Genomic DNA, 21,254 nt, shown 5'->3' with positions numbered 1-21,254 from the left:
GCATTTTCAGGTAGCCCTCAAACAAGGTTGAACAAATGAAAACACTTTCCCAATGGCTTGCCCACCTCGAAACCGCCTATACCGGCGGCACCGCCCACAGCCATGGCAGCATTGATTTGGGCTTAGAGCGTGCGCGCGCGGTGAAAGAGCGGATGGGTTTGCAGCCGCAATGCCCCGTGATCGTGGTGGCCGGCACCAACGGCAAAGGCTCGGTGTGCGCCTTTTTGGAAAGCATCTACCGCGCCGCCGGGTTCAAAACCGGCATGCTTACCAGCCCGCACATTCTGCGCTACAACGAGCGTATCTGCGTGAACGGCCAACCTGCTGCCGATGAAACCATTGCCGCCTCTTTCGAGCGCATCGAGGCCGCACGCGGCGATACTACACTCACCTATTTCGAGTTCAATACCTTGGCCGCCGTGGATATTTTCCGGCGCGCCGAAGCCGATGTGATGATTTTGGAAGTCGGGCTCGGCGGCCGGTTGGACGCGGTGAATATTTTTGACGGCGACGTAGCGGTGGTAACGTCGGTGGATTTGGATCACCAAGCCTTTTTGGGCGACACGGTTGAGCAGGTGGCCTTTGAAAAAGCGGGCGTATTCCGCGCGGGCAAACCCGCCGTATGCGCCCAAAACCCGCCGCCCGAATCGCTGCGTCGCCACGCCGAAGCTGTCGGTGCCGACCTCTTGTTGGCCGGGCGCAATTTCGGCTTCAGCAAGCTGGAGCAGCAGCAATGGTCGTTTCACTTCCATCCTGAGCACAGCCGCCTGTTTTCAGGTAGCCGCAACCGCAACGCGCTGCCTTTCCCCGCCCTGCGCGGCGGCTATCAGCTGGGCAATGCCGCCTGTGCGCTGGCCGTGCTCGAATGCCTGAATGCACGGCTGCCGGTGGATATCGGCGCCATCAAACGCGGGCTGTTGCTGGTGAGCCACCCCGGTCGTTTCCAGGTGTTGCCCGGCCGCCCGCTCACTATTTTGGATGTCGGCCACAATCCGCACGCCGCCCGCGCCTTGCGCCGCAGCCTGATGGCGCTGCCGTTTGCCGAAAAGCGGCTGGCGGTGTTCAGCATGTTGGCCGATAAAGATATCAATACCGTAGTTTCCCTGCTGCAAGACCAGTTCGACGAATGGCTGGTCGCCCCGCTGCCGCTGCCGCGCGGCCTTTCGGCGGAAGCATTGCGGCAGCATCTGGAAGCGGCTGGTGCGGCCAATGTTCGCCTGTTTGCCAGCGTGGGCGAGGCCTATCGCGCTGTCTTATCGGAGGCGGGGGAAAATGATAGAATTGTCGTATTTGGTTCGTTTCACACGGTGGCCGAAGTGATGGGCGCACCGCAACAGGAATAAGGAATTATGCCACCCCAATCCAACCCGAATTGGCGCCATCTGGAAGAATACGAGCAGATTAAGCGCAAAAACCGCCGCCGCTTGGTGGGCGCGCTGCTGCTCACCACGGTGGTGGCGCTGCTGCTGGCCAAAGTGATGGGCAGCAGCCAAAATACTGCCGCACCGGGCGAAATCACCGTGAGCGGCGGCAGCGAAACTGCGGCTTCCATGGTGGTGAAAACCCAGCCGTTGCCCGAGCCGGTGGCCGAAGTGCCGACCGGTGCTGATACTTCGGTGGAAATGCAGCCGCAGCCTGTGTCGGCACCGGTTGTTGAGCCGGAAGCAGTGGTTGTGGAGCCTGCTCCGCCTGCGCCGCAGCCCGTGCAGCCGGCCAAGCCGGTGGAGGCACGCACCACGGTGCTGCCCAACCCGCTGGCCAACTCCGGCAACGCAGCCAATCCGCAGCCGCGTGTAGAAGCCAAGCCGGTGCCTGCCGAGCCGCGCGCGCAACAGGCAGAAAACAATAAACCGGCGGCCCAGCCGCAGGCCAAACCTGCTGTGCCGGAAACTCCACGCCGCGCCGAGGGCGTGAAACCGCAAACGCCGGCTGTGCAGTCGAATGAGCGCCGTGCCGAAAGCAAACCGGCCGAACCGAAGCCGACTGAACAGAAACCAGCCGAGCGCCGCCGCCCCGTCGAACGCCGGCAGGAGCGTAAGCCAAACGGCAACCACCTCTCGCCGGAAGATATTTTGAATAACCGCGCTGCCAACCATGTGGCTGGAAATGGCAAAGCTGCCGATAATCAAGCGGCGCAGACGGAGCGGCGCATGGTGATTCAGGTGGGTGCTTACACCACCGAAGAGCAGGCACGCGCCGTGCAAAAACGGCTGGCCGATGCGGGCGTGAGCGCCTATGTGGCACCGCCGGCCAACAAAGGCGGCAACGCACTCTACCGCGTGCGCACCGGCTCATATCCCAACCGCCAGGCCGCCGGCCAAGCAATGGGCAAAATTAAATCGCAGGGGCTGGATGGCATCCTGCTGGAGCGCTGATGACTCTGTTTGACTATCTCGCGCTGCTGGTGATTGCGGCGTTTACCTTGATTTCGCTGTTTCGCGGAGTGGTGGCCGAATTGGTGGGCTTGGTTTCTTGGCTGGGCTCGCTGCTGGCGGCCAAGCTGCTTGCTCCACTGGTGGGCGACTGGCTTTCAGGTAGCCTCAAGCCGCATGCACTGGCGGTGGTGGTGGCGTTTATCGGCGTGTTTCTGCTGGCGCGGCTACTGTTCCGTCTGCTGCAAACCGTGCTCACTTCGTCTGCCGGAGCGGCCGGGCTGGGCGGGGCAAACCGCCTGCTCGGCGGCGTGTTCGGCGCGGTGAAAGGAGTGTTGGCAGTAACGCTGGCGGTGTTGGTTTGCGCGTTTACAGATTTGCCAAAGAGCGAGGAATGGCGGCATTCGCAAACCGCATTTGTTTTCGAGGGCTTGGCCCAATTGGCCGTGCCGTATCTGCCGCCGTTTATGGCGGATCGTGTCGACTACCGGCAAGAGCCGGGGGAGTGAGTTTATGTGTGGCGTGTTGGGCATGGTGGCCTTTGAGCCGGTAAATCAGTTGCTGTATGACGGCTTACAGGTGTTGCAGCACCGTGGGCAGGATGCTGCCGGTATCGTAACCGCCGAGGGCGAGATGCTCCATATGCACAAAGACACCGGCATGGTGCGCGACGTGTTCCGCACACGCGATATGCGCAACCTAGTGGGCAACGCCGGCATCGCCCATGTGCGTTATCCCACCGCCGGCAATGCTGCCAGTAGCGCTGAAGCGCAGCCCTTTTATGTGAATTCGCCCTTCGGCATCGTGCTGGCACACAACGGCAATCTCACCAATACCGAAGAACTCAATGCCAATCTGTGCCGCCGCTACCTGCGCCACATCAACACCGGCTCAGATTCCGAAGTGTTGCTCAACGTATTGGCCAGCGAACTGCAGCACGTGATCGGCAGCCGCAGCAAGCTGGAAGTGGCCAATGTGTTTGATGCTGTGGCTGCGCTCAACCGCCAAGTGCGCGGCGCATACGGCGTGGTGTCGCTGATTGCCGGCTACGGCATGCTCGCCTTCCGCGACCCGAACGGCATCCGCCCGCTGGTGTTGGGCAAGCACACCGACGAAGCGGGGCGCACTGCCTATATAGTGTCTTCCGAATCTATCGTTTTCCCCAACCTGGGCTACGAATTGGTGCGCGATATTGCGCCAGGCGAAGCTGTGTTTATCGGTTTTAATGGTGAGTTTCACAGCCGCCAATGCGCCGAAGCGCCGCGCCTTTTGCCCTGCCTGTTTGAATACGTGTATTTCGCCCGCCCCGATTCCGTGATGAACGGCGTATCGGTGTACCAAGCGCGGCTCGATATGGGCGTAACCCTGGCTGAAAAAGTGAAACGCAGCCTGCCGGCAGACGAAATCGACGTGGTGATGCCCATTCCCGATACCAGTCGCCCCAGCGCCTTGCAGCTGGCCATGCACCTGGGCAAGCCCTACCGCGAAGGCCTTATTAAAAACCGCTACATCGGCCGCACCTTCATTATGCCCGGCCAAGCCACGCGCAAAAAATCCGTGCGCCAGAAACTCAATCCCATCGACAGCGAAGTTGCTGGCAAATCTGTGCTGCTGGTAGACGACTCCATCGTGCGCGGCACTACCAGCCGCGAGATTGTGGAAATGGTGCGCGCCGCCGGAGCACGGAAAGTGTATTTTGCCTCCGCCGCCCCCGAAGTGCGCTACCCCAATGTATATGGTATCGATATGCACACTCGCAACGAGCTGATTGCCAGTGGCCGCAACATCGAACAAATCGCCATCGAAATCTCCGCCGACGGCGTAGTGTTCCAAGATTTGGGCGACTTGGAGAACGTGGTACGAGCACTCAATCCTGCCATCGAAGGTTTCGACAGCTCCTGCTTCAACGGCTGCTACGTGACCGGTGACATCGACGAAGGCTACCTGAAACACCTTGAACGTAAAAAAGACAGCAACACGGCCCCTGCTGGCCAGATGGAACACGGCATCCGTGTGGATTCGCTACGGGAATAGCAAATGGCGGAAGCCGGCTTTGAGGCCGGCTTCTTTGGTTTGGTGGAGGAGGGTGGTTTCAGGTAGCCCTGAAAACCGGATAATGTGCCTTTTATAGTGAATTAAAATAAGAATGCCACTGCGTTGGCTTGCCTAGCTGTATTACGCATACTGTCTGCGGCTCGCCGCCTTGTCCCATTTTATTTTAATTCACTATACCACCACGCAGCAATTCAGCCTTAGTTACGAAAACACTGATCCACTTCGTTGAAGCTCCGTTTTCAGGTAGCCTTTCCCTCAGGAGACCAAGTGATGAGTAACAAAAAACGTATCTGCCAAGAGCAGCAAACCTTCGATAATCTCTACCAGCCGCAGGAGCAGGAAATCCTGGTGCTTACCGACAGCAGTAGCGGCGGCGGTGCGGGCAAGGGTGGGCGCGATGTGTTGTGGACGGCCAGCCGCCATTGTGCCGCCTATATCGATGCCGACGGCCAATGCTACCGCCAAACCGTGCGGCTCGAATGGCTGGTGGAAAGTACCGCCCCCGAACACTACCGCTTTTCCCTGCACCCCAACTGCATCTACCGCCTGCGCGTGCGGCCGCAGCGTGAAGACAGAGACTTTCCCATGCCTTGCTTTATGCTGTTGGAAATCTTGGAAGAAAACCCGGATTCGCCCGCCTTGCAGGCCGAGCTGGAACATTATCTGACGCCGGTGGTGCTGAACGAGCCGGGCATCGGCCAATTTACCCTCAACCGCGATTTTGCCAGCTTTGAAGGCCATGCTGATTGGCTGGGGCAGGAAGTGCATATTTTGCTTGATGTCGATGCCGGCCATGAAGAAAGTGCCAATCAAGCCCTCGCCCTATTGCGCCGCCTGCACAGCCAAGCCGCTGAATTCGACCATCGCTGGCGCCGGTTTGCCGCCGAACAGCTGCTGGAAGACGCGGTAAACTGGCAGGAGGAAACCGACGAGCCAGTCGTGCCGCCGGAAAGACTGGATGCTGAAGCGTTTGCGCGTTGTATGGAATTGTCCGAGCTCGCATTGCAGGAGGACGGGTTCACTGCCTACTACGACGATGGCGATTTGTTTTTCGGACACGTGATTCTGGTGGAAGGCGGGAAAGACGGCGAGCCGGATGATGCGTATATTGCGGGCTGAGGTTTTCGCTTCGCAGAAACTCGCGGTGCTCGTTTCAAATTCGTTGAAGCTCGCGCTTTCAGGTAGCCTTAAAGTTTGACTACACATTAGGTTATTACAATTTTATGACCCCTTACGACTACTGCCACCAAAAAGCCGAAGAGAGCGGCTCCAGTTTTCTGGCCGGCTTCCGCTTTCTGCCGCCGGAAAAATGCCGCGCCATGACTGTGCTGTATGCCTATTGCCGCGAGCTCGACGACGTGGCGGACGATTGTGCCGACCCGGCCGTGGTGGCGCAAACGCTGGCTTGGTGGCGGCAGGATGCGGCCAAGGTGTTTCACGGTGCGGCCTTGCCGGAGCATCCGGTCAATCAGGCCATGCGCGAAGTGGCGCCGGCCTACGGGCTACCTGAAAACGAATTGACTGCCGTGATTGACGGCGTGGAAATGGACTTAACCCCGACGCGTTATGCCGATTTTGCCGCCTTGCAGCAATACTGCCAGCGCGTGGCCGGGGTGGTTGGGCGGCTGATTGCCCGCATCCTCGGTTTTCAAGATGCCGCCGTGCTGGATTATGCCGACAAAATGGGCTTGGCCCTGCAGCTCACCAACATCATCCGCGACGTGGGCGAAGATGCGGTGGCCGGGCGGATTTACCTGCCGGTGGAAGATTTGCAGCGCTTCAACGTGCCCGCCGCCGATTTGCTGCAACGCCGAAACAGCCAAGAGTTTGCCGAGCTGATGGCTTTTCAGGTAGCCCGTGCCCGCCAAACCTACCGTGAAGCCGTGGCCTTGCTGCCTGCTGCTGAGCGGCGCGGCCAGAAGGCCGGGCTGGTAATGGCCGCCATCTACTACGTGCTCTTAAACGAAATCGAGCGCGACGGCGCAGCCAATGTGCTGCGTTACAAGCTGGCGATTCCGAAGCCGCGTAAGGCACGGATTGCCCTGAAAACCTGGCTTTTGGGGTTTAAGCCATGAGCGCCGAGCCGCGTGTGGCGGTTATCGGCGGCGGCTGGGCGGGGCTTTCGGCGGCGGAAGCGCTGTGTGGCCGGGCGCAAATCACCCTGTTTGAGGCCGGGCGGCAGTGCGGCGGCCGCGCCCGCGCGTTGGGCGGCGGCAGCGGTTTTGCCCATGCTGACAACGGCCAGCATATTTTGGTAGGCGCGTATCGGCAGGTGCTGGATGTGCTGGCACGCTGCGGTGTGCGCGAAGAAGAGGCGTTTTTGCGCCTGCCGCTGCGTTGGCATTTGGCCGACGGCCTGCAATTTACCGCCCGCCGCCTGAGCGCGCCGCTGCATTTGTTGGCCGGTGTGCTGGGTGCACGCGGTATCGGCTGGGGTGAGAAAACGGCGCTGCTGCGCCAAATGCGTGCCTTGCAAAGCCTGCGTTTGACGGAAGATGTTCCCGTGGCTGCCTGGTTGCGGCAGCAGCAGGTGTCGTACCGTTTGCAGCAGCAGTTTTGGCAGCCCTTGGTGTGGGGTGCGATGAACACCGCTTTGGGACAGGCTTCGCTGCAACGCCTGCAAAATGTGTTGCGCGATGGCGTGTGGGCGGAGCGTGCAGCCAGCGATTTCTTGCTGCCCAAGCAGGATTTGGGGCAGCTGTTTGCCGAGCCGGTGTGCCGCCGCCTGCAAAAATATGGCGGACAAATCCGGCTGGAAACGCGCGTGCCGCAGATTGAGCAAACGCTTTCAGGTAGCCTATTGGTGAACGGCGAAACCTTCGATGCCGCCGTGTTGGCCGTTGCGCCCTATCATGTGCCGCCCCTGTTGCCCGAGGCCGCCCCGCCCGAGATTGCCGCTGCGCTGAATGCCTTGGCCTACCACGCCATTACCACCGTGTATCTGCGTTATCCCGTTGCGCCAGAGCTGCCCGCGCCGATTACCGGCCTGGCCGAAGGCACGGCACAATGGTTTATCGATCGTTATGCGCTCGGCTTCGGGCGTGGCGAAGTATCCGCTGTGATTTCCCTGTCTGATCAATACGGCAAACTCAGCCGCGAAGAGTGGATCAGGCGCGTACAGCACGATTTGCGGCGCGTTTGCCCGCACCTGCCGCGCCCAGCTACTGCTCAGATCATCACCGAAAAACGCGCCACCGCCGCCAGCCGCACCGATAACCCTGCCATACCCACCGCCTGGCTGCGCCATCAGCATATCTATCTCGCCGGCGATTACCTCCACCCGCGCTACCCCGCCACGCTGGAAGCTGCCGTGCAAAGCGGCCGGCAGGCCGCGGCTTTGCTGTTGAAAGATGCGGGGTGGGAGCAAGCTGACTAAAAACCATGCTATTTAAACAAAAGGCTACCTGAAACTTTTCAGGTAGCCTCTATCGGGTAGGTAGCGCTGCTATTTGCCCGAGCCGATTTTGCTTTCCTTGCCGCTGAGCAGGTTTTGGATATTGCTGCGGTGGCGCAGCAGCACCAGCGCGGCAATCACGGCAATGGCCGCCTGCCAGGAAGGCTGTTGCACCAAGAACATGGCGGCTAGCGGGCTGATTACGGTGGCGGTGAGTGCGGCCAGTGAGGAAATTTTCAGTCCGAAGGCCATGATCAGCCACACCGCCGCGCAAATCAGTGCTACCGGCCACGACAAAGCCAGCAGCACGCCCAGCGCGGTGGCCACGCCTTTGCCGCCCTTGAAGCCGAAAAACAGCGGCCACATATGCCCTACCAACACTGCCACCGCCACGGCGGCCACCACTTCGTCGGCCAGGCCGAAATGTGATTGCAGCCATCGGGCAAGCAGCACGGCCACCAGGCCTTTGAGCGCGTCGCCCAAGAGCGTGAGCGCGGCGGCTTTTTTGCGGCCGCTGCGCAAAACATTGGTGGCGCCCGGATTGCCCGAGCCGTAGCTGCGCGGGTCGTCCAGCCCGTAGAATTTGGATACGATAACGGCAAACGAGAGCGAGCCGATTAAGTAGGCGGCGACCACGGCGGCCAAGCCCCACACAGACAAGATGTCAGCCATAAGATTTTTTCACATTCAAACAAACGAGCCGGATTCTATCACGAGGACAAGCACAGCATGGATACCGTTTTTCTGCACGGCCTAAAAGCCCAAGCCCTAATCGGCGTTTTCGACTGGGAACGCCGCCAGCCGCAAACCGTGTTGCTGGATATCGACATCTGCGCCGATTTGGGCGCGGCGGAAAAGAGCGACAACGTGGCCGATACGATCAGCTACGCCGAGGCAGCGGAGCTGGTAACGGCAGCTTTGGCCGGCCAGCAGTTTTTCCTGCTGGAAGCGCTGGCAGGCTATGTGGCGCAGCTGCTGCTCAAGCATTTCCCTTCCTGCGAGAGCGTGCGGATTAAGGCGGTGAAACCCGGCATCCTGCCCGGCGTGGCATCGGTGGGCGTGGTGATGGAGCGGGGCAGGGCAGAGGCTACCTGAAAAGATATAGTGGATTAAGATCAGAATGCTACGGCGTTGCCTGCCGTACTGGTTGTACTGTCTGCGGCTCGCCGCCTTGTCCCCTTCTGATTTTAATCCGCTATAGCCAAAGTATTTCCCCCTCTGCTAAGCGGGCTAACGCAGTATGGAGCGCCGGCTTCTACCATCTCGCCGTTTAAATTTCGCCTAAGCTGTGCTTTCAGGTAGCCTCACAACTAAAAAAGCCGTCTGAACATTCAGACGGCTTTTGGTTTATTTCATAAAGTTTTTCAGCAGCATGGAAGCCACATCATCCAGGCCGAAGCCGTCTGCGTCTTGCGCGCTGCCGTTGGGGGTGGCGTGGTCTACCAGGTTGGGCAGGATTTTAGCCAGCATCTCGCTTGCCTGGTTGGCATCCACGCCGAATTTCTGCGCCAGCTGGTTTACGGTGTCGCTGCCCAGCGCTTGTTGCAGTTGGCTGCCGGACACGGGCATATTGTCGGACTGGTTGGAAACCCAGCTGCTGATGGCATCACCCAAGCCGCCTTGTTGCAGCTGGCTAATCAGGTTGCTCACGCCGCCGTGCTGTTTCACCAAATCCATCGCCATATCGGTGAGCGAGCCTTGGCCGCCGTCTTTGCCGCCCAGCATCTGGCTGGCCGCGTTCATCAGGTTGTCCATTAAAGTCATGATTTTTCCTTGTGTTAGAGTGAAAATGGGCGCAGTGTAGCAAAGTTTAGGCTACTCGGGGGCGGGCTTAACTAGATTTAGCGAACGGTATGGTAAAACCGCTTCATAGAGGGTGTTTGGCAAGACGGTTTGCAGACAGAAAACGTGGCCCTACGGTTTTCAGGTAGCCTTTCATAGCGGGGCGGTAACCGATATCTGGAGAAGCCGGTTTCATGACCGGCCGCGATATGGCGTAGGCTACCTGAAAACTGATGCCATTCCGCATTTCAGCCTCGCGGAAGCGGAGGCTTTCAGGTAGCCTTTTTCTCAATTAAAAACAGCCGCTTCAGGCTACCTGAAACGGCTGTGGTTTTATCCGCGTTGCTTATTTAGCAGTAGATGCGCCAGAGGCGGCTGCTGCAGAAGCGGCGGCTGCGCCTTCACCCCATACGGCAGGATATTTGTAGCCGACGAAGCGTTTGTGCGCGTAGTCTTTGAATTCTTGGGAATTGTAGGCGGCAGTTACGTCTTGTACCCATTGTGCGTCTTTATCGGCAGTGCGCACGGCAGACCAGTTGATGTAGGCGAAGCTGGGCTCTTGGAACAGGGCTTCGGCCAGTTTCATACCGGAAGACATAGCGTAGTTGCCGTTTACGATGGCGAAGTCTACGTCTTGGCGGCTACGCGGCAGGTTGGCGGCTTCCATTTCCACGAATTCGATATTTTTGGTATTTTCAGCAATATCGGTGCGGGCGGCGCGCAGCGGGTCGATACCCTCTTTCAGTTTAATCCAGCCCAGGTTGTCGAGCATTACCAAAGCGCGGGCAAGGTTAGACGGATCGTTGGGGATGGAAACGGAGCTGCCGTTTTTCACCTGATCCAGTGCGGTGAGCTTGCCGGGGTAGATGCCCAAAGGAGCAGTCGGCACTTGGAATACTTCGGTCAGGTCGAGGTTGTGTTCGGCCTTGAAGGAGTCCAGATAAGGTTTGTGCTGGAAAATGTTGATATCGATCGCACCCTCGGCCAGTGCCTGGTTGGGGGTAACGTAGTCGGGGAACTCGGTAAGGGTAACAGTGTAGCCCTGTTTTTCCAGCATGGGCTGGATTTGGTCTTTAATCATGTCGGCAAAGTCGCCCGGGGTGGTGCCGAAGCGGATTTCCCGCTTGGCTTCGGCGGCTGGCTGGCTGCCGGCTGAGGCGGCGGATGCTTGTGCACCGCTGCCGCTGTCTTGTCCGCCGCAGGCGGCCAGGGTCATGCCCAGCACGGCGGCGCAGGTGAGTTTCCATAATGCTTTCATTGAGTGTCTCCTTATACAATGGATAAACAGGTTGAGAAAAAACGGATTAGCGTTTGTCTAAACGGGCGGCTAAATGGTTGCCGAGCGTTTGGATGCAGACCACTAAGGCCGAGAGTAGGGCTACTACTGCCCATAACACATCAGCCATATAGCGCTGATGGCCGTAACGGATGCCAAGGTCGCCCACGCCGCCGCCGCCGATTAAGCCGGCAGCAGCACTGGTGCCCAGCGTAGCAATAATCAGGATGGCAATGCTGCGTACGAGGCCGGCACGGGCTTCGTTGAGCAAAACTTTGGTGATGATAGTTATGGGTTTGGCACCCATGGCCAGCGCGGCTTCCACCACACCTTTAGGCACTTCGGCCAAATTTTGCTCCACCAGCCGCGCAAAATAAAACATGGCGGCCACGCTGAGCGAAATAGAGGCGGCCACCGGGCCGAATGTGGTACCCATGATCATGCGGGTGGGTTTCATCATCACAATCATGAGGATGACGAAGGGGAAGGCACGGATAAAGTCGATGGTGAAGCCTAAAATATGGTTCACGCGGCGGTTGGCAAAAATCTGATTTTTGCCGGTGGTGTAGAGCCATACTCCGAGCAGGCCACCGATGATGATGCTGACAATGCCGGAAATGCCGAGCATGATGGCGGTTTCGCCGAAGGCCTTGTAAAACTCCGGCCGCAGGCGCATCAGATTTTCCCAAATATCGTATTGCTGCCCCATTTCAATCCTCCTGTACCAATTCGCGCCCGATATCAGTATGCGCCAGAATCTGCTTGTCGCGCACGTCGGCCACTTCCAGCAAATGCCCTTGATGCAGCAGGGCGGTGCGGCGGCACAGGCGGCGGATGACGCTCATTTCGTGGGTAACGATCACGATGGTTACGTTGAAACGGCGGTTGATGTCTTGCAAACAGTCGAGCACGCTGCGGGTGGTGGCCGGGTCGAGCGCGGAGGTGGGTTCGTCGGCCAGAATCACGCTCGGGTTGGGTGCGAGCGCACGGGCAATGCCCACGCGCTGTTTCTGTCCGCCGGAAAGTTGGGCGGGATAGTGCTGTGCGCGGTCGGACAGGCCGACAATTTGCAAACATTCGCGCACGCGTTCGTTGATTTTGTTTTTACTCCACCCGGCAATCTCCAGCGGGAAGGCTACGTTGCCGGCCACAGTGCGGTTGGCGAGCAGGTTGAACTGCTGAAATACCATGCCGATGTTTTGGCGGGCGGTGCGCAGTTGGGCGGGGCTCATGGCGGTGAGGTCTTGGCCGTCAATCAGCACTTTGCCGCTGTCGGGGCGTTCCAGTAGGTTGATCAGGCGCAGCAGGGTGGATTTGCCCGCGCCAGAATAGCCCATCAGCCCGAACACCTCGCCTTGGTCGATGCTCAGGCTTAAGGGATGCACGGCCATGAATTGGTTGCTTTTGCCGTGATGATAGCTTTTACAAACGGAATCCAGAATAATCATGATGTTGTTGTATGGCCGCCTCACTCTGCGGCTGCAAAGATTTAAAGCCCACTGAATCAACAATGGGCTTAAAACAGAGGTGCGTGTTATAAATAGTACGCTTTAGCTGTTTTAACGCCCGCAAGCTGTATCAAATCGGCGTAAATAATGATGGCGTATTTAATGCCCAAATATGGGTTTTGTCAAGAGCGGCTGTTTGCCGGGCTGTGTTTCAAGCTCGCCGGTTTCGGGTATAATCTTGCCATTTTGGCGGGTGAGCCGCCGTTTCTTCAGCCAACTAACTTTTTGGAGCAGAGTGCATGAGCGCCATTATTGATATTTTTGCCCGCGAGATTCTCGATTCACGCGGCAATCCCACCGTAGAATGCGATGTGTTGCTGGAAAGCGGCGTGATGGGGCGCGCGGCCGTGCCCAGCGGCGCTTCCACCGGCCAGAAAGAAGCGCTGGAACTGCGCGACGGCGATGCCGCACGCTATTTGGGCAAAGGCGTGCTGAAAGCCGTGGAGCATGTGAACAACGAAATCGCCCAAGCCATTATCGGCATTGACGCTTCCGAACAGAGCTATATCGATAAAGTGCTGGTGGAATTAGACGGCACGGAAAACAAAGGCCGCTTCGGCGCCAATGCTACCTTGGCCGTATCCATGGCTGTGGCGCGTGCAGCCGCCGAAGATGCCGGTCTGCCGCTTTACCGCTATTTGGGTGGCGCGGGGCCGATGGCGATGCCGGTGCCGATGATGAACGTGATCAACGGTGGCGAACACGCCAACAACAGCCTGGATATTCAGGAATTCATGATTATGCCGGTAGGCGCAGCCAGCTTCCGCGAGGCCTTGCGCTGCGGTGCAGAAGTGTTCCATCACCTGAAAAAAATCTGCCACGATAAAGGCTTCCCTACCACTGTGGGCGATGAAGGCGGTTTTGCCCCCAATTTGGGCAGCCACGCCGAAGCTTTGGATTTGATTTTGGAAGCCGTGAAATCTGCCGGCTACGAAGCGGGCAAAGACGTGCTGCTCGCGCTCGATTGCGCTTCCAGCGAGTTTTATAAAGAAGGCAAATATCACCTCTCCGCCGAAGGCAAAGCGCTTTCCAGCGCCGAATTTGCCGATTATCTGGTCGACTTGGCCGCCCGCTATCCGATTGTTTCGATTGAAGACGGCATGGACGAAAACGACCGCGAAGGCTGGAAGCTGCTCACCAACAAGCTTGGCGGTAAAGTGCAGCTGGTGGGCGACGACTTGTTTGTTACCAACCCGAAAATCCTGGCCGAAGGCATCAAAGAAGGCATTGCCAACGCCCTGCTGGTGAAAGTGAACCAAATCGGCACCCTGAGCGAAACCCTGAAAGCCGTGGAGCTGGCCAAACGCAATCGCTACGCCAGCGTGATGAGTCACCGCTCCGGCGAAACCGAAGACAGCACCATCGCCGATTTGGCTGTGGCCACCAACTGCATGCAGATTAAAACCGGTTCGCTTTCCCGCTCCGACCGCATGGCCAAATACAACCAGCTGCTGCGTATTGAAGAAGAGCTGGGCGAAGCTGCTTATTATCCCGGCCAAGCTGCGTTTTACCATTTGGCTCGCTAAAGGCTACCTGAAACATGAAATGGGTAACCGTGGTGCTGGCCGTGGCGCTGGTGTGGCTGCAACATGATCTGTGGCTGGCCAAAGGCGGCTGGCGCGATATGTGGCGGCTGGAGGCTGAAGCTGAAAACCAGCGGCAGGCCAACCAAAGCCTGGTGTTGCGCAATCAGGCTTTGGCCGCCGAAGTGGACAACCTGCGCACCGGGAAAGATGCCATTGCCGAAATTGCACGCACCGATTTGGGCTATGTGGGGCCGGGCGAAGTGTATTACCGCATTTTGCCCGCTTCCGAGGCAGCGGCAGAGAGTGAAACGGTTGCCGAATAATATGTTTTAATAGTTTTTCAGGTAGCCTGCTGTCTGCAAGAGGCTACCTGAAAATATTTCTGCCATAGCAAACAGAATATCAGCCACTGGCAATCATGGAGCTCCTAACTGTTTACCTAGACTTCTCCCTTGACGCCCAATCCTCCGTTGCCAAGTGGCAAACTATCAATAAAATCAAATAAAGTTTGCAGCCGTATCATTTTGAGGCAGCAGCGGAAGAAGGAAGATTTGTGGTTAAGCTGAACACGCCCAACTGGCTGGAGGGAGTGTTTCAACTGTTAGATTTCGCCCAACAGTTGGGACGGCATTTTCAGCAGCAAGATATGCATCAACAACGTGGCTGCCGCAAGCATGATGTGTGAGAATCCGTCTAGTGTGCCCCGCATGCTGCAGCAGTATGAAGTATAGTGGGTTCACTTTAAACCAGTACTGCGTTGCCTCGCCGTACTATCTGTACTGTCTGCTGCTTCGTCTCCTTGTTCTGATTTTTGTTAATCCATCATTATAATGGATGTGGCATCATCACACTTCTGAGCATATTAATTTTGTTTTTTGGAATGTTATGAGCAATCTCTCTCTGCGCGGTGACCACCTGGGCTCTGGTTGGATGGTGGTTTCTGCCGCCCTATTTGCCTTGATGGGTGCGTTTGCTAAAGCCGCCGGCAGCCGTTTCGGCTTCAGTTTCAACGAGCTGGTGTTTTGGCGCATGCTGTTTGGCCTCGTGGCTATTGGGTTGCCTGAATGGTGGCGCAACAAGCCCTTCCGCACGCCCTATTTGAAATCGCACCTCAACCGCAGCATTACCGGTTCAGTGGCGCTCCTGCTTTCGTTTTTCGCGCTCACCCGCCTGCCGCTGGCCACCGCTATCACGCTCAATTACACTTCTTCGCTGTTTTTGGCCTTGCTTTCCTTCATCTTCCTTAAGGAAAGAATTGCCCCGCGAATGCTGGCCGCGCTCTTGATGGGCTTCGGCGGCATCATCATCCTACTCCAGCCCACTATTGCCGCCGAGCAGCAGATTGCCGGCCTCATCGGCCTGATTTCCGGCGTGTGTTCCGGCTGGGCGTATTTGCAGGTGCGCGAACTCTCGCAGCTGGGCGAGCCCAGCTGGCGAGTGGTGTTTTATTTCTGTTGTGTGGCCACTGCCATGTCGGGCATATTGGCCTGCATCAACGGCTGGCAGCTGCCCACCGCCCAATCGCTGCCCTATCTGCTCGGCCTAGGCGCCGCCGGTACGCTCGGCCAGCTGGCGATGACCCGCGCCTATCAAGTGGGGCGCAAGCTCACGGTGGCTTCGCTGTCCTACCTTACGGTGGTGTTTTCCACTCTGCTGGGCATTTTCTGGTTGGGTGACAGCACCAGCTGGCATGAAATCATTGGTATGCTGGTTATCGTGTGCGCCGGCGTATTGGGCAGTTTTGCCAAGGGCAAATAAAGGGGGCTTAAAGGCTACCTGAAAGCAAGGCGAACAATTTATCCACTGTATTTAAAGGAGAAAATTATGATTAATAGCATGACCGGTTTTGCCAACGGCAGCGCCGAACATGGCAGCAAACGCCTGTATATCGAACTGCGCGCGGTCAATCATCGCTATCTCGACATCCAATTCAAAATGCCAGAAGACCTGCGCCACCTCGAAGGGGCATTGCGCGAAGCCGTGTCGGCCCACGCTGCACGCGGCAAAATCGAATGCCGCATCCAACTGCGCCACGGCGAGCAGGCCGGCGGCGAGCAAGAATTGCGGCTGAACAAAAAATTGGTTGGCTGGCTGGCTAAAATCAACAATAAAATCTGTAAGAAACATCCTGGCATCCACTGTTTGGGCGTAGGCGACATCCTTGCCTTTCCCGGCGTGCTGGCCGCTCCGGCGGAAGAAGCAGACGATTTAGACGAAACCGTGCTGCAGCTCTTAAACGAAGTGTTGGCTGCCTTCAACCAAGCGCGTAGCCGCGAGGGTGAGCAGCTGCAACAGCACCTGCTGCAGCGTTTGCAACAGATGGAGCAGATTCTGGACGCTTTGGCTGCAGCTTTCCCGCAGTTGCTGCAACAGCATATGGACAAAGTGCGCCAACGGCTGCGCGAAGCCGTGGGCGATGTGGAAAACGACCGCCTGCAGCAAGAGTTTGCCTTGTTTATGCAGAAGGCAGACGTGGACGAAGAATTCAGCCGCCTGCGCACCCACATTGCCGAAGTGCGCCGCATCGTGAGCAGCCAGCCCAAAGGCAGTATCGGCAAGCGCCTGGATTTCCTGATGCAGGAACTCAACCGCGAAGCCAACACGCTGGGCAGCAAATCCATTGCCGCCGAATGCACCCAGGCTTCGGTGGAGCTGAAAGTGCTCATCGAGCAGATGCGTGAGCAGGTGCAGAATATTGAGTGATGTTTGTGCAGACGAAGAAAGGCTACCTGAAATTTTCAGGTAGCCTTTTAGGTTTATACTGCGCCGGAGGCTTCGCTGGCGGTGGGGGTTGCGGAGGCAGCGTGGTTTTTCAGCCAGGCGGCGGTGTCTTTGGCGAGGGTGTCGGTTACGCGTTCGAGCACGGAGCAGGAGCTTTTAAACATGCCGCCCATGCCGCCGAGGGAGCGGCGGGAAAGCTCGGTGGTGGCGGTTTGTTGGCCGTTTTCGTAGTGGGTGAGGCGGATGTGCATGGATTTGTAGTGGCCGGTGAAGGCGCTGCCGTAGCTGCGGGCGTCGGTAATCTGCACTTCGAGACGGTTGGGCTGTCCGGCGAGGCTGTCGGCACCGGTGGCCTGCAGTTCGATGCCGCCGGCTTTGGCTTGCTCGATGATTTTGCGGCTGAAGTTTGCGCCTAAATCGGTGCATTCTTGGCGGATGCGGTCGGCCACTTTGGCTTCGGGGGAGTAGGGGATGGTGTCGGCGATAAAGCTTTGGGCGTAGGTTTGGCCGGCGATGAGGAGGGCGGCGATGGCGGTGAGGCGGCGGAGCATGGGGTGTCCTTGTGGTAGTTGAACGGTGGGGTAAGGAGTTTTAAATTTTCAGGTAGCCTTTGTAGGAAAGGCTACCTGAGAAATCTGCGCTGCTTTACGCATCAATATTTTGCGCAATCAGGGCGTTGGTTTCGATGAACTCGCGGCGGGGTTCGACTTCGTCGCCCATGAGGGTAACGAATACTTTGTCGGCGGCGATGGCGTCTTCGATGCGCACTTTTAAGAGGCGGCGCACTTCCGGATCCATGGTGGTTTCCCACAGCTGTTCGGCGTTCATCTCGCCCAGCCCTTTGTAGCGCTGGATGGCCATGCCTTTTTGCGCACCGGCAAGCAGGATGTTGATGGCCTGTTCGAAGCTGTTTACGGTTTGCGGCTCGGCTTCGCCTTTTTGGAGCAGGGCACCGGGCTCAACCAGGCCTTGGAGCTGTTCGGCGGTGCGGCTGATGGTTTGGTAGGCTTTGCTGTCGATGAATTTTTGGTCGAGATAGGAAACCATCACGTTGCCGTGCAGCTGGCGGGTGATTTTGATGAAATGGCCGCCTTCGTGGCCGTCGAGGCGTTCCAGCGCCACTTCTTCTTTGGCCAGCAGGGAGGAGAGGGCGGCAATGGCGGCATCGGTGCTTTCGGCGCTTTCGAGCGAAATGGGGGCGGTGTCGAGCAGGGCGCGCAGCACGAGGCCGTCGATGATGCGGCTTTCCTGTTCGATGGTGCTGCGGGCGCGGAGGAACTGCTTGGCGGCGCGTTCCAGCTCGGCGCCTTCCAGCGTGCGGCCGCCGGAAACGATTTTGGCTTTGTCCACCGCCAGGCCGAGCAGGAATTCGTCTTTTTCCGTGTCGTCTTTCAGGTAGCGTTCCTGCTTGCCGTATTTGGCTTTATAAAGCGGGGGTTGGGCGATATAGATGTAGCCGCGCTCCACCAGCTCGGGCATTTGACGGTAGAAGAAGGTTAGGAGCAGGGTGCGGATGTGTGCGCCGTCCACGTCGGCATCGGTCATGATGATGATGCGGTGGTAGCGCAGTTTTTCCAAATTGAATTCCTCCTTGCCGATGGAGGTGCCCAGCGCGGTAATCAGCGTGGCCACTTCTTGGCTGGCGAGCATTTTTTCGAAGCGGGCTTTTTCCACGTTGAGGATTTTGCCCTTCAGCGGCAGGATGGCTTGGAATTTGCGGTCGCGGCCTTGTTTGGCAGAACCGCCGGCAGAGTCACCCTCCACCAGATAAAGCTCGGATAAGGCAGGGTCTTTTTCTTGGCAGTCGGCCAATTTACCGGGCAGGCCGAGGCCGTCCATCACGCCTTTGCGGCGGGTGATTTCGCGCGCTTTGCGGGCAGCTTCGCGGGCGCGGGCGGCATCCACGATTTTGCTGCAAATGATTTTGGCATCTTGCGGATTTTCTTCCAAGAATTCGTGCAGCGCCTGGCTGAGCACTTCATTCACCACGGGGGCGATTTCGCTGGAAACCAGTTTGTCTTTAGTTTGGGAGGAGAATTTCGGGTCGGGCAGTTTCACGGAAAGCACGCACACCAATCCTTCACGCATATCGTCGCCGCTGGTATCCACCTTGGCTTTCTTAGCGATTTCGTTGGCTTCGATATATTGGTTGATGGTGCGCGTCATGGCGGCGCGCAGGGCGGTGAGGTGGGTGCCGCCGTCGCGCTGCGGGATGTTGTTGGTGAAGCATTGCACGGATTCTTGGTAGCTGTCGTTCCACTGCATGGCGCATTCCACCGTCATGCCGTCTCTTTCGCCGAGGGTGTAGAAGATTTTGTCGTGCAAGGGTTTTTTGCCACCAGTGGTGTAGCGGACGAAGCCGGCCACGCCGCCGGATTCGGCGAAGTTTTCGTGTTTGCCGTCGCGTTTGTCGAACAGTTCGATTTTCACGCCGTTGTTCAGAAAGGACAATTCACGGATGCGCTTGGCCAGGGTTTCAAATTTGTATTGCACCTCGCCGAAGGTTTCTTCGCTGGCCATGAATTGCACGCGCGTACCGTGTTTGTCGGCCGGGCAATCGGCCACGGCTTTGAGCGGGGCAACGGTTTCGCCGCGGCGAAATTCTACGAAGTGCTCTTTGCCTTCGCGCCAAATGGTGAGTTTCAGCCAGTCGGACAGGGCGTTTACTACGGATACGCCCACGCCGTGCAGACCGCCGGAGACTTTGTAGCTGTTGTTGTCGAACTTGCCGCCTGCGTGCAGGATGGTCATGATCACTTCGGCGGCGGAGCGGCCTTCTTTGGGGTGGATACCGGTGGGAATGCCGCGCCCGTTGTCTTCGATGGTGATGGATTCGTCGGCGTTGATAGACACGGTGATGCTGTCGCAATGGCCGGCCAGCGCTTCGTCGATTGCGTTGTCGAGCACTTCAAACACCATGTGGTGCAGGCCGGAGCCGTCTTGGGTGTCGCCGATATACATGCCGGGGCGTTTGCGCACGGCCTCCAAACCTTCGAGGACTTGGATGCTGTCTGCGCCGTATTCTTGCTGGGTTTGTTCTGTCATGGTTGCTTTGCTGTGATGAGAATGAGTTTGAGGCTACTTGAAAAATTGCGGAGGCTGGCTTGGCTACCAAGGCAGGCTTTTTCCAGTTGTTCGATGGTTTTCGATTGTTGCTTGGCTTGTTTGAAGGTTAGCATGCAAGCGGGCTGTTTGCCTTGATAAAGAATCAGCGTTTCCAGTTGCTTCATTATGTTTTTGGGGTTAATCCAAGCTAAAGTGTTCAGAAGAATGTTCCATTCTAATGTGAGATAAGCCGTCTTCCAATGTTTCGCACACGTCAAAACACAGATGGGGCTATTTTGCCGGTTGTCGGTGGCAAACCTTGCCAGTTTGGGCATCACCCAGCTTTTGCGTTTGAAAATGCCTTCATCTGCGGCTTTGTTTATTGCCGCTATCAGCTCGGATCTCCATTGAAAACTATCGGCAATAATCATTCGGCTGTTGCTGAATGTGCCGCAATGCTCCGCTACGATGTCGTTGTGCCGGATGGTGATGCGGTTGAAACGGATTTCTATGGTAATCATTAGGGAGTGTGCTAAAAGAAAGGGTCTCAGGCTACCTGAAACCTAACGTGCAATTATAACACATCCGCCCTGACCGTTTTTGCCTGAAAAAGAACAGGCTTCCGCTTAGGAAGCCTGGTTTTCATTTCATTGAAGCAGATAGTTTCAGGTAGCCTGTTCTGCCTTTTCGCGGTGCATGGTTTGGATGCCGTGATACAGCATCACGATGATGCTCGCCCAAATCAGGCTGTGGCTCACCATGGCCACCCAGTCCAAGTGCTCTCCCAACACAAACACCGAAAGCAGAAACAGCAGCGCCGGCTCCAGATAGCTCAGCATACCGAACAGCACCACCGGTAAAAGCTCGTTGGCTGTGAGGTTGACCTGCATCGATACTGCGCCGTTGAGTCCCAAGAGCACAGCAAATAAAAGCAAAATCGGCTTAGCCTCGATCATGGCCGGACTGGGTGAATACATCACCAGATACCAAATCACAAAAGGCAGCGCCAAAATCAAATCCAGTAAGAGCCCGAGTAGTGGCGGAACGCCTTGCCAGCGGCGCATGATGTAATAAATCGGGAAGGTGGCGAACACGGCAATGGTTACCCAAGAAAACGTGCCGCTGTTCCAGATTTCCAGTGCCACTGCCGCCGAAGCCAGTAGCACGGCAACCAGCTGCAATCGATCGAGCCGCTCGCGGAACACCATCACCCCGCCCAGCATCATCGCAAGCGGAAACAGGAAGTAGCCCATCGACACATCCACGCCCTTGCCGTTTACCGGCGCCCACATATAAAGCCAAATCTGCCCGATCATAATCGGCGCGGGCAGCAGCACCAGCGCCCAGCGGCGCACATTGCCGCCGATTTCGTGCAGGAATTTGGCCGCATCGTGTTTGGCCGACGTGAGCAGCATAATGGAGAGCGCACAGGCAAACGTGCCCACGATACGCCAGGCAAACACATCCGTGCCGCTCATCGGCCGCATCCACGGGCCAAACATAAACAGCGAGCCGAACAGAATATTGGAGACCACGGCCGCAATAATCCCCTTGGCCATTCTCGACATATACAGC

At 57.5% G+C, this 21,254-nt stretch carries 21 protein-coding genes; 12 read left to right on the top strand and 9 right to left on the bottom strand.

Annotated elements, in window-relative coordinates:
- Nucleotides 1-35 precede the first annotated feature (35 nt).
- From folC to hpnE, 7 genes are all read left to right on the top strand, one after another.
- Nucleotides 36-1,343, top strand: coding sequence for a bifunctional tetrahydrofolate synthase/dihydrofolate synthase (folC, locus tag A7P99_RS06095; protein ID WP_067686951.1), 1,308 nt, complete (start codon nt 36-38; stop codon nt 1,341-1,343).
- Nucleotides 1,344-1,349: 6 nt separating this feature from the next.
- A complete protein-coding gene (locus A7P99_RS06090; RefSeq protein ID WP_067447695.1) occupies nt 1,350-2,375 on the top strand; it encodes an SPOR domain-containing protein in 1,026 nt (341 codons plus the stop codon).
- On the top strand, nt 2,375-2,881 hold the full coding sequence (locus tag A7P99_RS06085; RefSeq protein WP_067447697.1) for a CvpA family protein: 507 nt from the start codon (nt 2,375-2,377) through the stop codon (nt 2,879-2,881). Before A7P99_RS06090 ends, A7P99_RS06085 begins: the two co-directional genes overlap by 1 nt.
- Before the next feature lie 4 nt (nt 2,882-2,885).
- On the top strand, nt 2,886-4,406 hold the full coding sequence (gene purF, locus A7P99_RS06080) for an amidophosphoribosyltransferase (RefSeq protein WP_067447699.1): 1,521 nt from the start codon (nt 2,886-2,888) through the stop codon (nt 4,404-4,406).
- Nucleotides 4,407-4,697: 291 nt separating this feature from the next.
- On the top strand, nt 4,698-5,546 hold the full coding sequence (locus A7P99_RS06075; protein WP_067686950.1) for a DUF2262 domain-containing protein: 849 nt from the start codon (nt 4,698-4,700) through the stop codon (nt 5,544-5,546).
- Nucleotides 5,547-5,650: 104 nt separating this feature from the next.
- Nucleotides 5,651-6,502 (top strand): presqualene diphosphate synthase HpnD, encoded by an 852-nt coding sequence (gene hpnD, locus A7P99_RS06070; RefSeq protein ID WP_067686947.1) that lies wholly within the window; start codon nt 5,651-5,653, stop codon nt 6,500-6,502.
- The gene (gene hpnE / locus A7P99_RS06065) at nt 6,499-7,803 is read left to right on the top strand and encodes a hydroxysqualene dehydroxylase HpnE (RefSeq protein ID WP_067686944.1); all 1,305 of its coding nucleotides are present in this window, start codon (nt 6,499-6,501) and stop codon (nt 7,801-7,803) included. Before hpnD ends, hpnE begins: the two co-directional genes overlap by 4 nt.
- A gap of 69 nt (nt 7,804-7,872) precedes the next feature.
- Here the strand turns inward: hpnE and plsY are convergent, their stop codons facing one another.
- Complete coding sequence (plsY, locus tag A7P99_RS06060) at nt 7,873-8,493, bottom strand: glycerol-3-phosphate 1-O-acyltransferase PlsY (RefSeq protein WP_369799382.1); 621 nt, start codon at nt 8,491-8,493, stop codon at nt 7,873-7,875.
- Nucleotides 8,494-8,550: 57 nt separating this feature from the next.
- Here plsY and folB point away from each other — a divergent pair, with 57 nt between their 5' ends.
- Complete coding sequence (gene folB / locus A7P99_RS06055) at nt 8,551-8,916, top strand: dihydroneopterin aldolase (protein ID WP_067447707.1); 366 nt, start codon at nt 8,551-8,553, stop codon at nt 8,914-8,916.
- A gap of 252 nt (nt 8,917-9,168) precedes the next feature.
- On the opposite strand, the gene A7P99_RS06050 is transcribed toward folB, so the two are convergent.
- From A7P99_RS06050 to A7P99_RS06035, 4 genes are all read right to left on the bottom strand, one after another.
- Complete coding sequence (locus A7P99_RS06050) at nt 9,169-9,585, bottom strand: YidB family protein (RefSeq protein ID WP_067447709.1); 417 nt, start codon at nt 9,583-9,585, stop codon at nt 9,169-9,171.
- Between the two features lie 364 nt (nt 9,586-9,949).
- Nucleotides 9,950-10,861, bottom strand: coding sequence for a MetQ/NlpA family ABC transporter substrate-binding protein (locus A7P99_RS06045; protein ID WP_067686941.1), 912 nt, complete (start codon nt 10,859-10,861; stop codon nt 9,950-9,952).
- A 46-nt stretch (nt 10,862-10,907) separates the two neighbouring features.
- The gene (locus A7P99_RS06040; RefSeq protein WP_067686938.1) at nt 10,908-11,588 is read right to left on the bottom strand and encodes a methionine ABC transporter permease; all 681 of its coding nucleotides are present in this window, start codon (nt 11,586-11,588) and stop codon (nt 10,908-10,910) included.
- 1 nt (nt 11,589) lies between these two features.
- On the bottom strand, nt 11,590-12,327 hold the full coding sequence (locus tag A7P99_RS06035; RefSeq protein WP_067686935.1) for a methionine ABC transporter ATP-binding protein: 738 nt from the start codon (nt 12,325-12,327) through the stop codon (nt 11,590-11,592).
- Between the two features lie 299 nt (nt 12,328-12,626).
- Between A7P99_RS06035 and eno the strand changes: the two genes are divergently transcribed.
- From eno to A7P99_RS06015, 4 genes are all read left to right on the top strand, one after another.
- Nucleotides 12,627-13,913: a phosphopyruvate hydratase gene (gene eno, locus A7P99_RS06030; protein ID WP_067686932.1), complete on the top strand. Its 1,287-nt coding sequence runs from the start codon at nt 12,627-12,629 to the stop codon at nt 13,911-13,913.
- A 14-nt stretch (nt 13,914-13,927) separates the two neighbouring features.
- Nucleotides 13,928-14,236 (top strand): cell division protein FtsB, encoded by a 309-nt coding sequence (ftsB, locus tag A7P99_RS06025; RefSeq protein ID WP_067528397.1) that lies wholly within the window; start codon nt 13,928-13,930, stop codon nt 14,234-14,236.
- 562 nt (nt 14,237-14,798) lie between these two features.
- A complete protein-coding gene (locus A7P99_RS06020; protein ID WP_067447720.1) occupies nt 14,799-15,671 on the top strand; it encodes a DMT family transporter in 873 nt (290 codons plus the stop codon).
- A 66-nt stretch (nt 15,672-15,737) separates the two neighbouring features.
- On the top strand, nt 15,738-16,616 hold the full coding sequence (locus tag A7P99_RS06015) for a YicC/YloC family endoribonuclease (RefSeq protein WP_067528399.1): 879 nt from the start codon (nt 15,738-15,740) through the stop codon (nt 16,614-16,616).
- A gap of 53 nt (nt 16,617-16,669) precedes the next feature.
- Here the strand turns inward: A7P99_RS06015 and A7P99_RS06010 are convergent, their stop codons facing one another.
- The 4 genes from A7P99_RS06010 to rarD all read right to left on the bottom strand — a co-directional run bounded on the left by A7P99_RS06010 (nt 16,670) and on the right by rarD (nt 21,247).
- On the bottom strand, nt 16,670-17,185 hold the full coding sequence (locus A7P99_RS06010; RefSeq protein ID WP_067447724.1) for a hypothetical protein: 516 nt from the start codon (nt 17,183-17,185) through the stop codon (nt 16,670-16,672).
- Between the two features lie 94 nt (nt 17,186-17,279).
- Complete coding sequence (gene gyrB, locus A7P99_RS06005) at nt 17,280-19,679, bottom strand: DNA topoisomerase (ATP-hydrolyzing) subunit B (protein WP_067447726.1); 2,400 nt, start codon at nt 19,677-19,679, stop codon at nt 17,280-17,282.
- Nucleotides 19,676-20,200 (bottom strand): hypothetical protein, encoded by a 525-nt coding sequence (locus tag A7P99_RS06000; protein WP_067447728.1) that lies wholly within the window; start codon nt 20,198-20,200, stop codon nt 19,676-19,678. The genes gyrB and A7P99_RS06000 overlap by 4 nt, the downstream gene beginning before the upstream one ends.
- A 144-nt stretch (nt 20,201-20,344) precedes the next feature.
- A complete protein-coding gene (gene rarD / locus A7P99_RS05995) occupies nt 20,345-21,247 on the bottom strand; it encodes an EamA family transporter RarD (RefSeq protein ID WP_067447730.1) in 903 nt (300 codons plus the stop codon).
- Nucleotides 21,248-21,254: the final 7 nt, after the last annotated feature.

This window comes from Eikenella sp. NML120348 (assembly GCF_001648435.1).
GTDB classification, from domain to species: domain Bacteria; phylum Pseudomonadota; class Gammaproteobacteria; order Burkholderiales; family Neisseriaceae; genus Eikenella; species Eikenella exigua.
This window is presented reverse-complemented; position numbering and strand designations above follow the sequence as displayed.

What these genes read in the sequence shown, in the direction of transcription:
- A7P99_RS06035 (WP_067686935.1), bottom strand. Translation starts at nt 12,327, where the DNA reads ATGATTATTCTGGATTCCGTTTGTAAAAGCTATCATCACGGCAAAAGC.
- folB (WP_067447707.1), top strand. Translation starts at nt 8,551, where the DNA reads ATGGATACCGTTTTTCTGCACGGCCTAAAAGCCCAAGCCCTAATCGGC.
- A7P99_RS06020 (WP_067447720.1), top strand. Translation starts at nt 14,799, where the DNA reads ATGAGCAATCTCTCTCTGCGCGGTGACCACCTGGGCTCTGGTTGGATG.
- hpnE (WP_067686944.1), top strand. Translation starts at nt 6,499, where the DNA reads ATGAGCGCCGAGCCGCGTGTGGCGGTTATCGGCGGCGGCTGGGCGGGG.
- A7P99_RS06000 (WP_067447728.1), bottom strand. Translation starts at nt 20,200, where the DNA reads ATGATTACCATAGAAATCCGTTTCAACCGCATCACCATCCGGCACAAC.
- A7P99_RS06075 (WP_067686950.1), top strand. Translation starts at nt 4,698, where the DNA reads ATGAGTAACAAAAAACGTATCTGCCAAGAGCAGCAAACCTTCGATAAT.
- gyrB (WP_067447726.1), bottom strand. Translation starts at nt 19,679, where the DNA reads ATGACAGAACAAACCCAGCAAGAATACGGCGCAGACAGCATCCAAGTC.
- plsY (WP_369799382.1), bottom strand. Translation starts at nt 8,493, where the DNA reads ATGGCTGACATCTTGTCTGTGTGGGGCTTGGCCGCCGTGGTCGCCGCC.
- A7P99_RS06050 (WP_067447709.1), bottom strand. Translation starts at nt 9,585, where the DNA reads ATGACTTTAATGGACAACCTGATGAACGCGGCCAGCCAGATGCTGGGC.
- A7P99_RS06090 (WP_067447695.1), top strand. Translation starts at nt 1,350, where the DNA reads ATGCCACCCCAATCCAACCCGAATTGGCGCCATCTGGAAGAATACGAG.
- rarD (WP_067447730.1), bottom strand. Translation starts at nt 21,247, where the DNA reads ATGTCGAGAATGGCCAAGGGGATTATTGCGGCCGTGGTCTCCAATATT.
- A7P99_RS06010 (WP_067447724.1), bottom strand. Translation starts at nt 17,185, where the DNA reads ATGCTCCGCCGCCTCACCGCCATCGCCGCCCTCCTCATCGCCGGCCAA.
- folC (WP_067686951.1), top strand. Translation starts at nt 36, where the DNA reads ATGAAAACACTTTCCCAATGGCTTGCCCACCTCGAAACCGCCTATACC.
- purF (WP_067447699.1), top strand. Translation starts at nt 2,886, where the DNA reads ATGTGTGGCGTGTTGGGCATGGTGGCCTTTGAGCCGGTAAATCAGTTG.
- A7P99_RS06085 (WP_067447697.1), top strand. Translation starts at nt 2,375, where the DNA reads ATGACTCTGTTTGACTATCTCGCGCTGCTGGTGATTGCGGCGTTTACC.
- ftsB (WP_067528397.1), top strand. Translation starts at nt 13,928, where the DNA reads ATGAAATGGGTAACCGTGGTGCTGGCCGTGGCGCTGGTGTGGCTGCAA.
- A7P99_RS06040 (WP_067686938.1), bottom strand. Translation starts at nt 11,588, where the DNA reads ATGGGGCAGCAATACGATATTTGGGAAAATCTGATGCGCCTGCGGCCG.
- hpnD (WP_067686947.1), top strand. Translation starts at nt 5,651, where the DNA reads ATGACCCCTTACGACTACTGCCACCAAAAAGCCGAAGAGAGCGGCTCC.
- A7P99_RS06015 (WP_067528399.1), top strand. Translation starts at nt 15,738, where the DNA reads ATGATTAATAGCATGACCGGTTTTGCCAACGGCAGCGCCGAACATGGC.
- eno (WP_067686932.1), top strand. Translation starts at nt 12,627, where the DNA reads ATGAGCGCCATTATTGATATTTTTGCCCGCGAGATTCTCGATTCACGC.
- A7P99_RS06045 (WP_067686941.1), bottom strand. Translation starts at nt 10,861, where the DNA reads ATGAAAGCATTATGGAAACTCACCTGCGCCGCCGTGCTGGGCATGACC.